This is a genomic window from Stutzerimonas nitrititolerans (assembly GCF_003696285.1).
Classification (GTDB): Bacteria; Pseudomonadota; Gammaproteobacteria; order Pseudomonadales; family Pseudomonadaceae; genus Stutzerimonas; species Stutzerimonas nitrititolerans.
The window spans coordinates 296439-316590 of record NZ_RFFL01000002.1 but is presented as its reverse complement, the minus strand read 5'-3'; the positions used below and the strand labels follow the sequence as shown (position 1 = coordinate 316590).

The window sequence follows — 20152 nt, the reverse complement described above, 5'->3', positions numbered from 1 at the left end:
ATGGGTGATCGGCACGATTATGTCGCCCTGGAATGGGTGAAAGGCGAAATTGCCGAGACGCTGAAGCAGGCGCGACAGGCGTTGGAAGCGTTCGTCGACAACCCGCAGGACTCGACGCGGATGCGTTTCTGCCTGACCTATGTCCATCAGGTCCATGGCACCCTGCAGATGGTCGAGTTCTACGGTGCGGCCCTGCTCGCCGAAGAAATGGAACAGCTCGCACGGGCCTTGCTCGACGGCCGGGTTGCCAGTCAGGCCGAGGCGCTGGAAGTGCTGATGCAGGCGATCCTGCAGATGCCGACGTACCTCGACCGCATCCAGAGCGCCCGTCGCGACCTGCCGATGACGTTGTTGCCGCTGCTCAACGATCTGCGCGCCGCGCGCAGCGAGAAGCTGCTTTCGGAAACCAGTCTGTTCGTGCCGGACATGTCCGGTCGGCTTCCGGCGTTGCCGACCGAGTCCGTGGCGCAGCGGCAGACAGCCGATCTGCCAGCATTGCTGCGCAAGCTTCGGCAAATGTTGCAGGTGGCGCTGGTAGGGGTTATCCGCAATCAGGACCTGCCCACCAACCTGGGTTTCATGGCACGGGTTTTCGCACGCCTCGAGATGCTCTGCAAGGATGCCCCGCTGGGTGCCCTCTGGCAGATTGCATCCGGCGTCGTCGAAGGGCTTGCCAGCGGTGGCGTGGCCAACGGGACTTCCGTCCGCACGCTGCTGCGCCAAGTCGACAGGGAACTCAAGCGACTCGTCGAGCAGGGGGCGGACGGCATCAACCAGGCCGCTCCCGACGAGCTGATCAAGAATCTGCTGTTCTACGTGGCCAAGGCGCCGGGGCAATCCGAGCGCATTCAATCGCTGAAGGCGCGCTACAGCCTGGATGAAGCGCTGCCCGACAGTTCCGTCGTCAACGAGGAGCGCGCCCAGCTGGCAGGTCCTGACCGTGGCGCGATGCGCTCGGTGGTGGCCGCACTGTGCGAGGAGCTGGTACGCGTCAAGGACAGTCTCGATCTGTTCGTGCGCAGCGACCGCAAGGCGCTGCCCGATCTGGAGGCGTTGCAGGTCCCTCTGAAACAGATTGCCGATACCCTGGCGGTGCTGGGTTTCGGCCAGCCGCGCAAGATCGTTCTCGACCAGATAGGCGTGATTCAGGCACTGATGCAGGGCATGCAGACGCCCGACGACGCTGTATTGATGGATATGGCCGGGGCGCTGCTTTACGTCGAGGCGACACTCGCCGGTATGGTTGGCGGGATGAACGACGGCAGGGGCGAAGAAAGCCATCTGCCGACCACCGATGTCGCACAGATCCATCAGTTGGTCATTCGCGAAGCGCGCACCGGACTCGAACAGGCCAAGGACGCGATCATAGAATTCATCGCCTCCCAGTGGGACCATCAGCATCTGGTTCGGGTGCCGGACCTGCTTACCCAGTCGCGCGGCGGGCTGGTGATGATACCGCTGGAGCGGGCTGCGGCCTTGCTGGATGCCTGCAATCGATACATTCAGGAGCAGCTGCTCGCCCGTCGGGCGATACCGGACTGGCAGAGCCTGGATACGCTGGCCGATGCCATCACCAGTGTCGAGTACTACCTCGAGCGGCTGAGCGAGGATTGCGGCTCACAGGGCGACCTGATCCTCGATGTAGCTGAGGAAAGCCTACGCAACCTGGGTTACCCCCTGCATGAAAAGCCATCCATCCTGGAACTGGAGGATTTCGGCGCGCCGGTGAATGCCGCGCCTGCCGATCAGCCCGTTGAGGATAGCCTGCTACCTGAAGCGGAACCTGAAACGCAGGGCAGTCCACTGCTGGAGCAAGACGGCACAGAGCTGTTCGAACTGGATGTCGAACCTGATCAGGTCCAGCTTCCGCAACCCGAGCTGGACAGCGAGGAGCCGGAGTATGACTTGGCGGATCTGCAGCCCGAGGTCGTCGAGTTCGAACAACCGATAGTCGAGGCCACCGATTCCGCGACGTTGGAAATGCTCGACGAAGGCGAGGCAGACTACCTGGTGGATTGGAGCGAGGCCGAGATGGCCGAGTTGCAGATGCCCGAGGTCGAGCTGCCGGAAATGGCCGTGCAGGAACAGCCGGTTGAGCAGCCCATCAGCATGGAAGAAGTGATGGCGGCGCCCGTCGTCGCCATCAATCCACCTGCCCAGGATATGCCGCCGAGCCTGTTACCGCCGCCTGCCGATGAAGAACCGGTCGATGAGGAGTTGCTCGAAGTCTTCATCGAAGAGGCGGCCGAAGTACTGGAGACCATCGGCGAGTATCTGCCGAGGTGGGCGGCCGATGCCGCCGATAACGAGGCGCTGGGCGAAGTGCGGCGCGCTTTTCATACGCTCAAGGGCAGTGGCCGCATGGTGCGTGCACTGATCATCGGCGAACTGGCCTGGTCGGTGGAGAATCTGCTCAATCGTGTGCTCGATCGCAGCATCGAGGCGAGTGCACCGGTCAAGACGCTGGTTGCCGATGTCGTGGCGTTGATGCCGGCACTGGTCGATGAGTTTGCCGCCAAGGCGCAGCGCCAGCGCGACGACGTCGACCGACTGGCGGCCGACGCCCATGCGCTGGCAAAGGGACAGTTGCCACAGCCGGCAGCCGAGCCAAGCGTCGATTCGGATGCCGTACAGCAGGGCCTGGATGCCGGTGGGCTCGATCACCAGCTGCTGGAGATCTTTCGCAACGAGGCCGATGCGCATCTGAAGGCGTTGGTCGGCTTCCTGGCCGACTGTGCCCAGCAACTGCCGCAGCCAGTGACCGACAACCTTCAGCGCGCACTGCACACGCTCAAGGGCAGCGCGCACATGGCGGGCGTGTTGCCGATTGCGGAAATCGCCACGCCGCTGGAGAAAATGGCCAAGGAGTTCAAGACCAACCTGATTGCCATGGACCTGGAGGCGGCCCAGTTGCTGCACGAGGCCGAGCAATTGCTGCGCCTCGGTGTGGACAATCTCGCGAACGATCCCCTGGCTCCGATCGAGGGTGCGCCCGAGTTCATCGAGCGCGTGCACGCCTTGCATCAGGCGCGCCTGGCGGAAGCCAACTCGCGCGGCGAGAACGAGCAGGGCGAGCCGCGTGATCCCGGAATGATCAGCCTGTTCCTGGCCGAGGGCACGAATATCCTGCTCGATGCCGAGGATCTGCTACATCGCTGGCGCGAACATCCGGCGCAGCGCCAGGAGCTGACGGCTCTGCTGGAAGAGTTGACGACCCTCGGCCTGGGCGCGCAGATGGCCGATCTGCCTCAGATCGATGCCCTGTGCCAGGTGTTGCTCGATCTTTATGGTGTCGTCCAGGACGGCCGTTTGCCGGTGAGCGAGCGCTTCTTCGACGTGGTCGAGGAGGGACATGAAGCGTTGGTCGGCATGATGGACCAGGTGGCTGCGGGCCTGCAGGTTACCGGTCAGCCGGAGCTGGTGGCCCGGCTGCGCGCCCTGCTCGACGATGCCACGGAGCCGAAGCTGGAAACCGTGCCCGAAGATGTGCAGGAAGAGCCTGAGGTCGTTGAAATAGAATTACCGGCTGTCGAGGCCCAAGCCGCGGAAGAATCCGAGCAGATGCAGGCTTGGCCGGACACGCCGCTGACGGAAGATGACGAGCAGGACCAGGAGATGGCCGAAATCTTCCTGGACGAAGCGGTCGATCTGCTGGAAAGCGCCGGCGAGGCGCTGGAGCGCTGGCTGGACGATCCGGATAACCAGCTGGCGTTGTCTGCACTGCTGCGGGATCTGCATACGCTCAAAGGCGGTGCGCGGATGGCCAAGATCCGCCCCATCGGCGATCTGGCCCATGAGCTGGAGACGCTCTACGAAGGGCTGTCCGACGGCCGCTACGTGCATACGCCGGAGCTGGCGCAGTTGCTGCAACGCAGCCATGACCAACTGGCGGTGCAGCTCGAGCAGCTGCAGGCGCGTCAGCCGATGAGCGATGCCCTGGAGTTGCTGGGCGACATTCGGGCGTACAGGCAGACCTTCGTGCCAGCTTTCGAGGTGATCGATGCGTTCCCGGAAGAACAAGGGGCGGCGAGTGCTGACCCCGTTTCCGAACTGGACGAGATCACCGTCGAAGAAGTACGACCCGCCGAACTGATCGACGCATCCTGGCTGATCAGCGAAGAGAGCGAGTTTCAGCCCGATGCGCAGGCGGTGCCGGAATCTGTGCCGGACGATTGGAGTATCGACATCGATTCGCCCGCCGAGCCTGCGCAGGTCCAGGCGCAGCTCGACGAAGAGCCCGTCATTCCCGAGCCGACAGCCGATGCCAGCTGGGAAGACCGTGATCCGGAACTGGTGCAGATCTTCCTCGAGGAAGGGTTCGACATCATCGAGCGTGCCGGCACATCGCTGCAGCGCTGGTTCGGCAACGTCGAAGACAGTTACGAGCTGGAAGCCCTGCAGCGTGATCTGCATACGCTCAAAGGCGGTGCGCGCATGGCTGACATCGCCGAGATTGGCGACCTCGCCCATGAACTGGAGTCGCTTTACGAGGGGCTTTGTGCCGGCAACTATCGTGCGAGCCCGGCACTCTTCCAGCTGTTGCAGGCCTGCCATGATCGGCTCGCCGAGATGCTCGATGCGGTACGCGCCTACCGGGGCCTGCCGAGCGGCCTCAGTCTGGTCGAAATGATCCGCCGCTTCCTGGCCAATCCCCAGGAGCAACTGAGCATGCCGGAGAGCGTTGCGCTGAAGGCGGCCCAGGATGCCGCCGAAGCCGAGATCCTGGATATCTTCGTCGAAGAGGCCGACGAGCTGCTGGAGCAGATGGATGCGGCGCTGAGCCGTTGGGAGGCAGTGCCGGACAGTGCGGACGCCATCGAGGAAATGATGCGTATCCTGCACACCCTCAAGGGCGGTGCACGGTTGGCGGCCCAGGTCGACTTGGGCGACATGGCCCACGATCTGGAACAGACCCTGGCCAAAGCCCAGCAAGAGGGTGCGCCCTGGCCCGAAAGTCTGTTCCTGGAGGTACAGAGCGCCTACGACCGACTGCATGAAGAAGTCGAGCGGATGCGTTCGCGCCTGATCGATGAGCCGGATGTCCCCGCGGCCGATCAGTTCGCCGATGAGCCTGTGGATACGCCGGAGCCGGCTCCGGTTACGCTGGCATCGCCCATCGTGGCGGCCAGCACCCAGGCGCCGGTGGTCAGTGGCACGGCAAAGGTGTTGCCGTTCATTCGACGTGCCGAGCAGGCGGCGCTGGATGCCGCCTCGCGTCGGGCGCCCCAGGAACTGGTCAAGGTGCCCGCCGAGCTTCTCGAGGGCCTGGTCAACCTGGCGGGTGAAACCTCGATCTTCCGTGGCCGGGTCGAGCAACAGGTCAGCGATGTCGGTTTCACCCTCGGCGAGATGGAGGCCACCATCGAGCGGGTGCGCGACCAGCTGCGGCGACTGGACACCGAAACCCAGGCGCAGATTCTCAGCCGCTACCAGGCCGAGGCGGAACGCGCCGGCTACGATGACTTCGACCCGCTGGAGATGGACCGCCATTCGCAGTTGCAGCAGTTGTCCCGCGCGCTGTTCGAGTCCGCTTCCGACTTGCTCGACCTGAAGGAAACCCTGGCGGCGCGCAACCGCGATGCCGAGACCCTGTTGCTGCAGCAGGCGCGCGTCAATACCGAGCTTCAGGAAGGCCTGATGCGCACGCGCATGGTGCCCTTCGAGCGGCTGGTGCCGCGTCTGCGGCGGATCGTTCGGCAGGTGGCCGGCGAGTTGGGCAAGCAGGTCGAGTTCCAGGTGGGCAATGCCACCGGGGAAATGGACCGCAGCGTTCTGGAGCGCATCGTCGCGCCACTGGAACACATGCTGCGCAACGCGGTGGACCACGGTATCGAAACTGCCGACCGACGCGTTGCCGCAGGCAAGCCTGAGCAGGGGCACATTCGCCTCGATCTGGCGCGCGAAGGTGGCGATATCGTGCTGACCCTGAGCGACGATGGCGCCGGTATCAACCTCGAAGCGGTCCGGCGCAAGGCGATCGACCGTGGCCTGATGACCACCGACACCGCGCTGACCGACCATGAAATCCTGCAGTTCATTCTCGAGGCCGGTTTCTCCACCGCAGAGCGCGTCACGCAGATTTCCGGTCGCGGCGTCGGCATGGACGTGGTCCATTCCGAGGTCAAGCAGCTCGGCGGCTCGATGAGCATCGAGTCGAAACAGGGGCAAGGCACCCGCTTCCTGATCCGCCTGCCGTTCACCGTGTCGGTCAACCGCGCGCTGATGGTGTATTCGGGGGAGGATCTCTACGCGATTCCGCTGAACACCATCGAGGGCATCGTGCGGGTCTCGCCTTATGAGCTGGAGGCCTATTACCAGCCCGGCGCGCCTCGCTTCGAATACGCAGGGCAGAACTACGAGCTGCGTTACCTCGGCGAGCTGCTGAACAACGGCCAACGGCCGAAACTGGTCGGCCAGAGCCTGCCGCTGCCGGTGATCCTGGTGCGCTCCAACGAGCACAGCGTCGCCGTGCAGGTCGATAGCCTGGCCGGCTCGCGGGAGATCGTGGTCAAGAGCCTGGGACCGCAATTCGCGACCGTACCGGGCATCTCCGGCGCGACCATTCTGGGTGACGGCCGCGTGGTGGTGATTCTCGACCTGCTCGCGACCATCCGTGTGCTGCATGCGCACCTGCTGACCCAGCAGCAGACGCCGCACCTGCTCGACTCGGCCGAGGACGGGGACGTCGAAGTCGATCGGCCGACGCTGGTGATGGTGGTGGACGACTCGGTCACCGTACGCAAGGTGACCAGCCGTCTTCTCGAGCGTAACGGCATGAACGTGCTCACCGCCAAGGACGGCGTCGATGCCATCACCCAGCTGCAGGAGCGCAAGCCCGACATCATGCTGCTGGATATCGAAATGCCGCGCATGGACGGTTTCGAGGTTGCCACGCTGGTGCGCCACGACGAGCACCTCAAGGATTTGCCGATCATCATGATCACCTCGCGTACCGGTGAGAAACACCGGGATCGCGCACTGGCCATCGGCGTCAACGAGTACCTCGGCAAGCCTTATCAGGAGTCGACCCTGCTCGAGGCGATCCAGCAACTGGTAGGCGTCCATGGCTGATCTGACTCCGGGGCGCATCGGTGTCATCGCCGACACCTCGTTGCAGCGTCACGTGCTGCAGCGGGCGTTGAGCGCCAACGGGTATCGGGTGGTGTTCAATAGCGACCCGGCGCAACTGGACGAGGCGGATCTGCAGGCTGTCGAAGCCGATCTCTGGCTGGTCGACCTGGTTCAGACCGAGGATTCTCCGCTGGTGGATGCCCTGCTCGAGCGCGACGACTGCCCGGTGCTTTTCGGCGAAGGGCATGCGCCAGAACGGCAATCGGAACACTATCCGCGTTGGGAGCGGCGCCTGCTGGGCAAGCTCAAGCGCCTGGTCGGCGATCCCTCGGTGGCGGTAGGCCCGCGCCTCGAAGCGCTGTCTGGCGAGGTGCAACGCCCGGCCTGCCTGGACCTGCCGCGGGAGCTGGCCGGAATGAAGTCGTCCGGCGGCGAACCGGCTGGCCAGGTCTGGCTGTTGGCGGCTTCGCTGGGAGGGCCGGAAGCGGTCAAGGCGTTTCTCGATGCCTTGCCGGGCGGGCTGCCGCTGGGTTTCATCTATGCGCAGCATATCGAGGCGAGCTTCGAGTCGGCGCTGTCGCAGGCGGTCGGTCGGCATAGCCAGTGGCAGGTCAACCAGAGCCGAGCCGGCGATCCGGTTCGTTGTGGCGAAGTGGTGGTGGTGCCGATCAGTCAGGAAATGAGCTTCGATGATGACGGTGGCATGCGCCTCACCGGTCGCAGCTGGCCGGAGCCGTACAGCCCTTCCATCGATCAGATGATGCTCAACCTGGCCCAGCATTATGGTGATCGTTGCGGTGTGATCGCATTCAGCGGCATGGGCAGCGATGGCGGCGCGGCGGCTGCCTACCTGTTGCGCCAGGGCGGACGGGTGTGGACGCAGGATGCCAATTCCTGCGCATGTTCGAGCATGCCAGACAACCTTCGCGAGAGCGGCTACAGCTCGCTCAGTGGCGATCCGCGGGAGCTTGCCCAAGCTCTGGTCAACCAACTCGCGCAACAGGCCGGCCGGACCGTTGCGGCACTGGAACTGGACAACCCATGAGTCAATCAGTCGTTTCTCAGGATACCCCTAGCAGCCTTACCGGACTGCTGGTGCCGCTTGCCGACCGTACCCTGCTGCTGCCCAACGTGGCGGTTGCCGAGCTCGTGCCCTATCGTGCGCCCCGAACCGCAGAGGGCGCACCCTCGTGGTTTCTCGGCCAGGTGGCCTGGCGCGACCTGAGCTTGCCGCTGTTGTCTTTCGAGGCCGCGTCGAATGGCGTAGCAGCGCCCGATTCCGGCGCACGCGTGGCGATACTGAACGCGCTGGGGGGGCGTGAGCATGTGAAGTTCATCGCGCTGCTGGTGCAGGGTATCCCTCGTTCGATCAAGGTCGATGCGAGCCTGGCGCGGTCGGACGTAGCGCTGGCGCCGCTGGAACTGGATGCGGTCAACCTGGGCGATGTCCAGGCGCGCATTCCCGATCTGATCGCATTGGAGCAGAAGCTCGCAGACGCCGGGTTGGTTTGAGAGAGGGCCGTTCCAGGCCGCGAGCTTGAAGTGATCGGAATGTCCGATGACGCTTTCGGCGCGCGGTGATGCCTGAAGCCTAAAAATCCCCCCACAACTGCTGGGCCACGCTCAGGGCGACCACGGGTGCGGTTTCGGTGCGCAGTACTCGCGGCCCCAGGCGTGCGGGCTGAAAGCCGGCAGTCCGTGCCTGTTCGACCTCGGCGTCGTTCAACCCGCCTTCGGGGCCGATCAGGAAAGCCAGTGTGGCGGGCGCCGCGTGGCTCTCCAGCGGTTCGGCGACCGGGTGCAGCACCAGCTTCAGGTCGGCTTCGATTGCCAGCCAATCGGCCAGCAATTGCGGCGGGTGAATGACCGGAATCACCGAGCGGCCACATTGCTCGCAGGCGCTGATGGCGATCTGGCGCCAATGGGTCAGGCGCTTGTCGGCTCGCTCGTCCTTCAAGCGAACTTCGCAGCGTTCACTGATGACGGGCGTGATCTGCGTTGCGCCCAGCTCGGTCGCTTTCTGGATAGCCCAATCCATCCGCTCGCCCCGTGACAGCCCCTGGCCGAGGTGAATCTGCAACCTCGATTCGGCCAGACCCGGCAGCGCCTCGTGCAGCTGGACACGTACCGCCTTCTTGCCCACTTCGATCAGCTCGCCCCGGTACTCCTGGCCGCGGCCATCGAAGAGCTGTACGGCTGCGCCTGCGGCGAGACGCAGCACGCGAGCCATGTAGTGAGAGGGCGCCTCGGGCAGGGTGTGCTCACCGAGGGCGAGCGGGGCATCGATGAAAAAGCGGGACAGGCGCATAAAGAAAGCCGGCGAAGATTGGAGGCTGAACGAGGACGGCATGGTGCAGTCCCCGCTGCTTTTCGTCCAGCCTTAGGCTTTACGGCGCCGTTCATGATGGCCGCCGAACTAGCCCGGATCGCGGAAATCCGCAGGCGCTCCCGGCGCGAGCGCCACGCTGACCGAAGCCTGGGTGGCGATGTCGATCCCCTCCGTGGCGATCTGGGCGAGGAGATCGATCTGTTCTTCGGTGATGGTGTAGGGCGGCAGGAAGTACACCACGCTGCCCAGCGGGCGCAGCAGCGCGCCGCGCTGCAGGGCATGCTGGTAGACCTTGAGGCCGCGCCGCTCCTGCCAGGGATAGGGTGTCTTGCGGGCCTTGTCGGCGACCATTTCGATGGCCAGCGCCATGCCGGTCTGCCTGACTTCCGCAACGTGCGGGTGGTCGACCAGGTGAGCGGTGGCCGTCGCCATGCGTGCCGCCAGCGCCTTGTTGGCCTCGATGACGTTGTCCTGTTCGAAGATATCCAGTGTCGCCAGCGCCGCCGCGCATGCCAGCGGGTTGCCGGTGTAGGTGTGCGAATGGAGGAAGGCGCGCAAGGTCGAGTAGTCGTCGTAGAACGCCTGATAGAGCTTGTCGGTCGTCAGCACTGCCGCCATCGGCAGGTAGCCGCCGGTGAGCGCCTTGGACAGGCAGAGGAAGTCTGGCGTGATGCCGGCCTGTTCGCAGGCGAACATCGTCCCGGTACGGCCGAAACCGACGGCGATCTCGTCGTGGATCAGGTGCACGTCATGGCGATCACACGCCTCGCGCAGCAGCTTGAGGTAGACCGGGTGATACATGCGCATGCCGCCGGCGCCCTGGATTAGCGGCTCGACGATCACCGCCGCGATTTCCCGATGATGCTCGGCCAGTGTCCGTTCCATGTGCGCGAACATGTTGCGCGAGTGCTCTTCCCAGCTCATGCCTTCGGGGCGCAGGTAGCAGTCCGGGCTCAGCACCTTGAAGGTGTCCAGCAGCAACGGCTTGTAGGTATCGGTGAAAAGCGCGACATCGCCCACCGACATCGCGGCGACGGTTTCGCCGTGGTAGCTGTTGGTCAGGGTGACGAAGCGCTGCTTGGTCGGCTGGCCACTGTTGCGCCAGTAGTGGAAGCTCATCTTCAGCGCGACCTCGATACCGGTCGAGCCATTGTCGGTGTAGAACACCCGCTCCAGTCCCGGCGGGGTGAGCGCCACCAGTCGTTCGGACAGCTCTACCACCGGCTGATGGCTGAAGCCGGCCAACATCACGTGCTCGAGCTGGTCGAGCTGATTCTTGATGCGCTGGTTGATGCGCGGATTGGAGTGGCCGAACACGTTGACCCACCAGGAGCTGACGGCATCGATATAACGCTTGCCATCGAAATCCTCGAGCCAGACGCCTTCGCCGCGCCGGATGGGGATCAACGGCAACTGCTCGTGATCTTTCATCTGGGTGCAGGGGTGCCAGAGAACCGCGAGGTCGCGTTGCATCCAGCTTTCGTTCTGACTCATCTTGGTGCTCCTGGCTTGTCCACGGTTCGACGGCGCAGCCTAGCAGATGGGGCACGCATCGCCGAAAATCGTATCGGCTCCTTCGATCTTTTTGACGCAAAAAATCCGCGCCGTTTAGATGGGTTTGTCGCTAGGCTTATCACTCACCAACACCGGGGAACCATGTTCGATGCAATGGCGAAACTCCTCAACCAACTATGGCGCGACCAGCATCCTGCTGCATTGGCTGGTAGCGGTCGCAGTATTCGGACTGTTCGCGCTGGGCTACTGGATGGTCGGGCTGAACTACTACAGCAGCTGGTACCGGACGGCACCGGATATCCACAAGAGCGTGGGCATCCTGCTGTTCGTGCTGATGCTGCTGCGCGTGCTGTGGCGTTTCCTCAGTCCCGGGCCGGCACCTCTGGCCAGTCATGGGGGCTTGACACGTCTGGCGACAAAGCTCGGGCACGGCGTGCTCTACCTGGGGCTCTTTGTGCTTATGATCTCGGGTTATCTGATATCCACCGCCGATGGCCGGGCGATCAGCGTATTCGGCTGGTTCGATGTGCCGGCGCTGATCAGTGGTATCCCGAACCAGGAGGATATTGCCGGTCTGGTGCATGAATACCTTGCATGGGCGCTGATCATCTTCGCCGGCATCCATGCGCTCGCTGCACTGAAACACCACTTCGTCGATCACGACGCGACGCTCAAGCGGATGTTCGGACGCGCCAACTGATTATCACCAAAGGAGACTATCGATGTTGAAGAAAACCTTTGCTGCACTCGCGCTGGGCTCGATGCTCTTTGCCGGTCAGGCCATGGCTGCCGACTACGTCATCGACAAGCAAGGCCAGCATGCCTTCGTCAATTTCAAGGCCAGCCACCTGGGCTATAGCTGGCTGTGGGGAACCTTCAAGGATTTCGAGGGGAGCTTCAGCTTCGACGCGGCGCAGCCGGAAGCCAGCAAGGTCAAGGTGACGCTCAAGACGGCGAGCCTCGATACCAACCATGCCGAGCGCGACAAGCACCTGCGTAGCGACGACTTCCTGAATGTCGGCAAGCACCCGACGGCGACCTTCGAGTCCACTTCGGTCAAGAGCACCGGCGAAGGCACTGCCGATATCGAAGGCAACCTCACGCTCAATGGTGTCACCAAGCCGGTCGTCATCGCCGCCAAGTTCATTGGCGAAGGCGAGGATCCCTGGGGCGGCTATCGTGCCGGCTTCGAAGGTACCACGACACTCAAGCTGAAAGATTTCGACATCAAGATGGATCTCGGCCCCGCAACCCAGACGGTCGACCTGATCATCTCGGTCGAGGGCGTGCGCAAGTAACGCATGTCGAATGAAGTCAACGCCGGCATTTGCCGGCGTTGTGCTTTCCACATCTTTGGTAGTCGATTTTCTTTGAACAACTTGTTGCTATCGGTCGACAGAAGCGGCTTGTAAAGGAATGAGACAATTCGCTGCAGCGGTGTGTGCTGGATAGCGCTTGCGCCGTGCTTTCCGAGGGATGAGTCAGGCGGTTTTTTGTATTTACAGACACACTTGAATGTAAGTATATTCCCGACCCTGCCATTCGAGTCTGCCGGGCCTATGCTGCCCTGGATCGTCCGTTTACGAGAGGTTCCTCCCATGTCACGTAAGTCAGCCAATGCCGCCGCCTTGGTTTCAATAATCGCCGCGGCGTTAGCGCTCGTCGGTTGCCAGGAAGAGGCCGCTGCGCCTGCCGAGCAGCCGGCGCCGAAGGTAGGCTTCGTGACGCTGCAGGCCGAGCCCTTTGCACTGACCACCGAGCTGCCGGGCCGTGCGCGGGCGCATCGAGTCGCGGAAGTGCGCCCGCAAGTCAATGGCATCATCCAGAAGCGCCTGTTCACTGAAGGCAGCGAGGTGAAGGCCGGGCAGCAGCTTTATCAGATCGATTCCTCGGTGTACGAGGCCACATTGAAGAGTGCGCAGGCCAGTCTGGCCTCGGCCAAGTCCCTGTCGGAGCGTTACGCGTCACTGGTCGAGGAGCGGGCGGTCAGCCGGCAGGCCTATGACGAAGCGCGCGCCGCCACCCTGCAGGCCGAGGCCAACCTGGAACAGGCACGCATCAACCTGCGCTACACCAAGGTGCTGGCGCCCATTTCGGGACGTATCGGTCGCTCGGCGGTGACCGAGGGAGCGCTGGTCAGCAATGGTCAGGCGCAGGAAATGGCGACCATCCAGCAACTCGATCCCATCTATATCGATGTCACCCAGCCCGCGCGTGATCTGCTCGGTTTGCGCCGTGACCTGGCCGAGGGGCGCCTGCAGAAGGCGGGCGAGGATGCCGCCAAGGTCAAGTTGACGCTCGAGGACGGCACTCAATACGCGCACGAGGGCAAGCTGGAGTTCTCCGAGGTCTCGGTCGACCCCACCACCGGGTCGGTGACCCTGCGTGCGGTCTTCCCCAATCCGGATCGCGTCCTGCTGCCGGGCATGTTCGTGCATGCGCAGCTGGTCGCCGGACTGAAGAGCGAAGCGATCCTCGCGCCTCAGCAGGGTGTGACGCGCAACCCCAAGGGCGACGCTACCGCGATGGTGATCAACGCCGAAAACAAGGTCGAGGTGCGGCAGGTCAAGACCGATCGCGCCGTTGGCAATCGCTGGCTGATCGCCGATGGGCTCCAGGCGGGTGACCGACTGATCACCGAAGGCCTGCAGTTCATCCAGCCGGGTGTCGAAGTGGATGCCGTCCCTGCCAGCAACGTGGCTGCCCAGCCGCAAGCCAACTAAGGCTGAGCCCGAGGATAATTCGAGATGTCCAAGTTCTTCATTGATCGCCCGATCTTCGCCTGGGTGATCGCGCTGGTGATCATGCTCGCCGGGGGGCTCGCCATTCTCGGCCTGCCGGTCAACCAGTACCCCAGCATCGCGCCGCCAGCGGTAGGCATTTCCGTGACCTACCCGGGCGCCTCGGCGCAGACGGTGCAGGACACCGTGGTTCAGGTCATCGAACAGCAGATGAACGGTATCGACGGGTTGCGCTACATCAGCTCGTCGAGCAACTCCGATGGCAGCATGGAGATTACCGTGACCTTCAATCAGGGCACTGACCCTGATATCGCCCAGGTGCAGGTGCAGAACAAGCTGCAGCTGGCTACCCCGTTGTTGCCGCAGGAAGTGCAGCAGCAGGGCATCCGCGTGACCAAGGCCGTTCGCAACTTTCTGATGGTGGTCGGCGTCGTTTCGGCGGACGGCAGCATGAACCAGAGCGACCTGGCCGACTATATCGTCTCCAACATCCAGGACCCCTTGTCGCGCACCAGCGGGGTGGGCGACTTCCAGGTGTTCGGCTCGCAGTACGCGATGCGCATCTGGCTGGATCCAGCCAAGCTGAACAACTTCCAGCTCACGCCGACGGACGTGGCCAATGCGATTCGCACCCAGAACGTCCAGGTCTCCGCCGGCCAGTTCGGTGGGTTGCCGGCGGTACCGGGACAGCAACTGAGCGCCACCATCATCGGCAAGACGCGCCTGCAGACGCCCGAGCAGTTCCGCGAAATCCTGTTGAAGGTCAACGGTGACGGCTCTCAGGTGCGTCTGAAGGACGTCGCACGGGTCGAACTGGGCGCCGAGCGCGCCGCCATCACCGCGCTGTACAACGGCAAGCCGGCCGCCGGTATCGGTATCAAGCTGGCCACCGGCGCCAACGCGCTGGATACCGCCAAGGCGGTGCGCCAGACCATCAGCGACCTGCAGCCGTTCTTCCCGGCGGGGATGGAAATCGTCTATCCGTACGACACCTCTCCGGTGGTCTCGGCATCCATCACCAACGTGGTGCACACCCTGTTCGAAGCCATCGTGCTGGTGTTCCTGGTGATGTATCTGTTCCTGCAGAACTTCCGTGCGACGCTGATTCCGACGCTGGCGGTGCCGGTGGTGCTGCTGGGTACCTTCGGCCTGTTGGCGGTGTTCGGCTTCAGCGTCAACACCCTGACCATGTTCGCCATGGTCCTGGCGATCGGCCTGCTGGTGGACGACGCCATCGTCGTGGTGGAAAACGTCGAGCGGGTGATGGCCGAAGAGGGCCTGTCGCCGCTGGAGGCGACCCGCAAGTCCATGGGGCAGATCCAGGGCGCGCTGGTCGGTATCGGCCTGGTGCTTTCCGCGGTGTTCCTGCCGATGGCCTTCTTCGGCGGTTCCACGGGCGTCATCTATCGGCAGTTCTCGATCACCATCGCCTCGGCGATGACCCTGTCGGTGCTGGTGGCGCTGATTTTCACCCCGGCACTGTGCGCGACCATGCTCAAGCCGATCGAGAAGGGTCATCACCACGAGAAACGCGGTTTCTTCGGCTGGTTCAACCGCACCTTCGATCGCGGCGTGCATCGCTACGAGAGGGGCGTCGTCGCCGTACTGAAGCGCAAGGCGCCTTTCATCATCATTTATCTGGTCATCGTGGCGGCGCTGGCGGTGCTGTTCAGTCGGTTGCCCAGCTCGTTCCTGCCCGATGAGGATCAGGGTGTCCTGTTTACCCAGGTTCAGACGCCAGTGGGCTCGACGGCCGAGCGTACCCAGCAGACCGTGGATGCGATGCGCGAATACCTGTTGACCGAAGAGAGCGACGTGGTCAACTCGGTGTTTACCGTAACCGGCTTCAACTTTGCCGGCCGCGGCCAGAACTCGGCGTTGGCGTTCATCGGGCTCAAGCCATGGAGCGAGCGTCCGGACGCGGAGCAAAGCGTCTTCGCGCTGGCCCAGCGCGCCCAGCAGCACTTCGCCAATTTCCGTGATGCTCAGGTGTTCGCTTTCGCGCCGCCCGCGGTCATGGAGCTCGGCAACGCCACCGGCTTCAACTTCTACCTGCAGGACCGTGCCGGCCTCGGGCATGAGGCCTTGATGGGGGCGCGCAACCAGTTCCTGGGGATGGCGGCTCAGAGTTCCGTGTTGCAGGCGGTCCGCCCGAATGGTCTGAATGACGAACCTCAATACCAATTGCTGATCGATGACGAGAAGGCGCGGACGCTGGGCGTCTCCCTGGATGAGATCAACAGCGCCTTGTCGATTGGCTGGGGTTCGAGCTACGTCAACGATTTCATCGATCGCGGTCGGGTGAAGAAGGTCTACATGCAAGGCACGGCGCCTTCGCGCATGGGGCCGGAAGACCTCGACAAGTGGTTCGTGCGTAACGATCAAGGCGAGATGGTGCCGTTCAGCGCCTTCGGCAGCGGCAAGTGGGTTTATGGTTCACCCAAGCTGTCGCGCTACAACGGCGTGTCGGCGATGGAGATTCTCGGCGAAGCGGCACCGGGCTACAGCACGGGTGATGCGATGGCCGAGGTCGAGCGCCTCGCCCAGCAACTGCCGTCAGGGGTGGGCGTGTCCTGGACGGGCCTGTCCTACGAGGAACGCCTGTCGGGCGGCCAGGCGCCGGCTTTGTATGCGCTGTCGCTGCTGGTGGTGTTCCTCTGTCTGGCCGCACTGTACGAGAGCTGGTCGATTCCGTTCGCGGTGATGCTGGTGGTGCCGCTGGGCGTGATCGGCGCTGTGCTGGCGACCATGGGGCGCGATCTGAGCAACGATGTGTTCTTCCAGGTCGGCCTGTTGACGACGGTCGGCCTGACGGCGAAGAACGCGATCCTCATCGTCGAGTTCGCCAAAGACCTGCATGCCGAGGGCAAGAGCCTGTTCGAGGCAGCGGTCGAAGCCTGTCGCATGCGTTTGCGGCCTATCATCATGACCTCCCTCGCCTTCACCCTCGGCGTGGTGCCGCTGGCGCTGGCCAGTGGTGCGGGGGCCGGTAGTTCCCATGCGATCGGAACCGGCGTGATCGGCGGCATGGTCACGGCGACCCTGCTGGTGATCTTCTGGGTACCGCTATTCTTCGTGATGGTGTCCTCGCTCGCCGGCGGTAAGAAAACTGCGACCGAGAGCGAAAAAGGAGAGGTCCAGTGAAAAAGTCATTATTGAGCATGGCGCTGCTCGCGGCGCTGAGTGGCTGCTCGTTGATCCCCGACTACCAGCGCCCGGATGCGCCGGTCGCCGATAGCTGGCCGCAGGGCGAAGCCTACGGGCCGAGCGCCGCCAGCGCGCAAGCGGCGGAACTGGGTTGGCGTGAGTTCTTCCATGATCCGGCCTTGCAGCGGTTGATCGAGGTCGCTCTGGAAAATAACCGCGATCTGCGCGTGGCGGCCCTGAACGTCGAGGCGTATCGGGCGCTGTATCAGATTCAGCGTGCCGATCTGTTTCCGGCGGTCAGCGCCAATGGCGACGGTAGCCGCAGCCGAACCCCGGCGGATCTGAATCCCATGGGTCAATCGGGCATCAGCAGCCAGTACAGCGCAACCTTCGGCGTCTCCTGGGAGCTGGACCTGTTCGGCCGGCTGCGCAGCCTGCGCGACCAGGCGCTGGAAGAGTTCTTCGCCAGCGAAGCGGCACAGCGCAGTGCGCAGATCAGTCTGGTGGCCAGCGTGGCGAATGCCTGGCTGACACTGCAGGCCGACCTGGCGCTGTTGCAGGTGACGAACGATACCCTCAAGGCCTATGACGAAAGCCTGGGTCTGACCCAGCGCAGCTTCGATGTGGGTGTCGCCTCGGCGCTGGAGCTGAGTCAGGCGCGCAGCGCGGCCGACAGCGCCCGGGTCAATGTCGAGCAATACACCCGCCTGGTCGCCCAGGATCGCAACGCACTGGCGCTGTTGCTCGGTCAGGCAGTGCCGGCCGATCTGCCTGGCAGCGGCGAGGGTCTGGCGCGCCAGCAACTGGCGGAGTTGCCGATAGGCCTGCCTTCAGATCTGCTGTTCAAACGCCCTGACATCCTTCAGGCCGAGCACCAGCTGCGGGCGGTCAATGCCAGTATCGGTGCGGCCCGTGCCGCGTTCTTCCCGCGGATCAGTCTGACGGGTGCCGCCGGTACGGCGAGCAGCGAACTGTCCGGGTTGTTCGATGGTGGTTCCGGCTACTGGAGCTTCGCGCCCAGCATCAGCGTGCCGATCTTCAATGCTGGCCAGTTGCGGGCCAATCTGGACTATGCGCGGATCAGCGAGAACATCCAGGTGGCCCAGTACGAGAAGGCCATCCAGACGGCCTTCCGCGAAGTGGCCGACGGCCTCGCTGCGCAGGAAACCTATACCCGCCAGGTACAGGCCCAGCGCAGCCTGCTCGAGAGCAGCGAAGATTATTACCGGCTCGCCGAGCGGCGTTACCGTGCCGGTGTCGATAACTACCTGACGCTGCTGGACGCCCAGCGTCAGTTGTACAGCGTGCAGCAGCAACTGATCGCCGATCGCCTTGCGCAGCTGACCAGCGAGGTCAACCTGTTCAAGGCCATGGGCGGTGGCTGGCAGGAAGCGGTCTCGACCGAGCAGGGTGGAGCGACACCGCCCGCGGAAGGTTGATCGCATCGATTCCGTCCGAAGCCCGGGCGGAATCGATGATGAAACGAAAACGCCGCCCGAGGGCGGCGTTTTGCGTTACGGCGACAATCAGCGATTGCGCGTCAGCAGGGCCGGCTTTTCGCCACGTGGGCGCTGGGGCAACTGTTCCAGCTGCTCGGCGCTGGGCAGGCGGTCGATCTTCGACTCCTTGTGAATGATCAGCGGCTTCTTCTCCGGCGGTCGGACGGCCGCTTCCTGCTGCGTGCCTGTCGCGGAGCGGGGCCCTTCGTTCTTGCGACGAGGCTGCTGCCCACCGCGGGAGTCAGATGCGCGCTTGCCCTTGCCCGAACCGGCGGCACCGCGTTGGCCGTTCGCCGCGCGAGGCTGGGCAGCGCCTGGCTTGCCCGGGGCGCCGGGGCGGCGGCCACGGCCTTGCTTGTTCTGGTAGGGGCTGACGTAGTCGACGCGGTTGCCGAAATTGTCCAGCTCGTCGTCCAGAAAGGCTTCAGGGTCCCGGTTTGGCGGCAGCTGCGGTGGGCGGGTGATCGCCTGGCCTGTCTCGCCGGCTGCGGCCGGTGCCTTGGTTTTGCTCTTGGCGCGCCGATTACGGCCCTGGCGTTCTTTCGGCTCACCCTGTTCGGCGGGCTTGCTGCGCTCGCCGCGCGGCTTGCGTTCGCCACGTGCCTGGCGGGGTTGGCGCGGCTCGCGGGTTTCCGGCTTTTCCGCCTCGATGGTGCTGGCGTCGAAGCCCATCAGGTCGCCATCGGCGATCTTCTGCTTGGTCATGCGCTCGATGCCCTTGAGCAGCTTCTCCTCGTCCGGGGAGACCAGCGAGATCGCCTCGCCGCTGCGTCCGGCACGGCCGGTACGGCCGATGCGGTGCACATAGTCTTCCTCGACGTTGGGCAGCTCGAAGTTGACCACGTGTGGCAGCTGGTCGATGTCCAGGCCGCGGGCGGCAATATCGGTCGCCACCAGGATGCGTACCTGGTTCGCCTTGAAGTCGGCGAGGGCCTTGGTGCGGGCGTTCTGGCTCTTGTTGCCGTGGATCGCGGCAGCCGGCAGGCCGTGCTTTTCCAGATACTCGGCCAGGCGGTTGGCGCCGTGCTTGGTGCGCGTGAATACCAGTACCTGTTCCCAGGCGCCCTGGGTGATCAGGTGGGCGAGCAATGCGCGCTTGTGCGTCGCTGGCAGCCGATAGACGCGTTGTTCGATGCGCTCGACCGTGGTGTTCGGCGGCGTCACTTCGATGCGCTCCGGCTCATGCAGCAGCTTGCCGGCCAGGTCGGTGATGTCCTTGGAGAAGGTCGCCGAGAACAGCAGGTTCTGCCGTTTGGCGGGCAGCTTGGCCAGCACCTTCTTGACGTCGTGGATGAAGCCCATGTCGAGCATGCGGTCGGCTTCATCGAGAACCAGGATTTCCACGTGGCCGAGATCAACGGCCTTCTGGTTGGCCAGATCGAGCAGGCGGCCCGGGCAAGCCACCAGTACGTCGAGGCCCTTGGCGATGGCCTGGACCTGCGGATTCATGCCCACGCCACCGAAGATGCACGCGCTTTTCAGTGGCAGGTCACGGGCGTAGACCTTGAAACTGTCGTGTACCTGCGCCGCGAGTTCGCGAGTCGGCGTCAGCACCAGCACACGCGGCTGGCGCGGGCCGTAGCGGTGTTCCCGGTCCGGATGACCGCCGGGGAACAGCAGTTCGAGAACAGGGAGGGCGAACCCACCGGTCTTGCCGGTGCCTGTCTGTGCGGCGACCATCAGGTCGCGTCCTTGCAACACGGCGGGAATGGCCCGCTGTTGCACTGGTGTAGGCTGGGTATAGCCAGCGGCCTCGACGGCACCGGCTAAAGCCTCGGAGAGACCGAGGGAAGCAAAGGACATGAGTGATCCTGTCTTGTAGAGGGCGAGGCCCCGGGATGGTCATGCCT

At 63.9% G+C, this 20152-nt stretch carries 11 protein-coding genes; 8 read left to right on the top strand and 3 right to left on the bottom strand.

Annotation, left to right across the window (positions count from 1 at the left end; translation table 11 throughout):
* The 3 genes from EA795_RS03530 to EA795_RS03520 are packed head-to-tail and all read left to right on the top strand — an operon-like array spanning position 1 to position 8583.
* The gene (locus EA795_RS03530; RefSeq protein ID WP_122075600.1) at positions 1-7071 is read left to right on the top strand and encodes an Hpt domain-containing protein; all 7071 of its coding nucleotides are present in this window, start codon (positions 1-3) and stop codon (positions 7069-7071) included.
* Positions 7064-8116 (top strand): chemotaxis protein CheB, encoded by a 1053-nt coding sequence (locus tag EA795_RS03525; RefSeq protein WP_014851234.1) that lies wholly within the window; start codon positions 7064-7066, stop codon positions 8114-8116. The genes EA795_RS03530 and EA795_RS03525 overlap by 8 nt, the downstream gene beginning before the upstream one ends.
* Positions 8113-8583 (top strand): chemotaxis protein CheW, encoded by a 471-nt coding sequence (locus EA795_RS03520; protein WP_043942486.1) that lies wholly within the window; start codon positions 8113-8115, stop codon positions 8581-8583. The genes EA795_RS03525 and EA795_RS03520 overlap by 4 nt, the downstream gene beginning before the upstream one ends.
* Positions 8584-8662: 79 nt before the next feature.
* Here the strand turns inward: EA795_RS03520 and EA795_RS03515 are convergent, their stop codons facing one another.
* Together EA795_RS03515 and EA795_RS03510 are read right to left on the bottom strand one after the other, a co-directional pair.
* A complete protein-coding gene (locus EA795_RS03515; RefSeq protein WP_014851236.1) occupies positions 8663-9379 on the bottom strand; it encodes a 16S rRNA (uracil(1498)-N(3))-methyltransferase in 717 nt (238 codons plus the stop codon).
* 108 nt (positions 9380-9487) lie between these two features.
* Positions 9488-10894, bottom strand: coding sequence for an adenosylmethionine--8-amino-7-oxononanoate transaminase (locus tag EA795_RS03510; RefSeq protein WP_115027345.1), 1407 nt, complete (start codon positions 10892-10894; stop codon positions 9488-9490).
* A gap of 169 nt (positions 10895-11063) precedes the next feature.
* Here EA795_RS03510 and EA795_RS03505 point away from each other — a divergent pair, with 169 nt between their 5' ends.
* From EA795_RS03505 to adeC, 5 genes are all read left to right on the top strand, one after another.
* Positions 11064-11615 (top strand): cytochrome b, encoded by a 552-nt coding sequence (locus tag EA795_RS03505; protein ID WP_014851238.1) that lies wholly within the window; start codon positions 11064-11066, stop codon positions 11613-11615.
* A gap of 22 nt (positions 11616-11637) precedes the next feature.
* Complete coding sequence (locus tag EA795_RS03500; RefSeq protein ID WP_043942487.1) at positions 11638-12213, top strand: YceI family protein; 576 nt, start codon at positions 11638-11640, stop codon at positions 12211-12213.
* A gap of 300 nt (positions 12214-12513) precedes the next feature.
* Complete coding sequence (locus tag EA795_RS03495; protein WP_014851240.1) at positions 12514-13638, top strand: efflux RND transporter periplasmic adaptor subunit; 1125 nt, start codon at positions 12514-12516, stop codon at positions 13636-13638.
* A gap of 24 nt (positions 13639-13662) precedes the next feature.
* Positions 13663-16800: an efflux RND transporter permease subunit gene (locus EA795_RS03490; protein WP_014851241.1), complete on the top strand. Its 3138-nt coding sequence runs from the start codon at positions 13663-13665 to the stop codon at positions 16798-16800.
* On the top strand, positions 16797-18242 hold the full coding sequence (gene adeC, locus EA795_RS03485; RefSeq protein ID WP_014851242.1) for an AdeC/AdeK/OprM family multidrug efflux complex outer membrane factor: 1446 nt from the start codon (positions 16797-16799) through the stop codon (positions 18240-18242). Before EA795_RS03490 ends, adeC begins: the two co-directional genes overlap by 4 nt.
* Before the next feature lie 87 nt (positions 18243-18329).
* Here adeC and rhlE2 read toward each other — a convergent pair whose 3' ends face one another.
* Positions 18330-20105 (bottom strand): RNA helicase RhlE2, encoded by a 1776-nt coding sequence (gene rhlE2 / locus EA795_RS03480; protein ID WP_122075598.1) that lies wholly within the window; start codon positions 20103-20105, stop codon positions 18330-18332.
* Between the last annotated feature and the right edge of the window lie 47 nt (positions 20106-20152).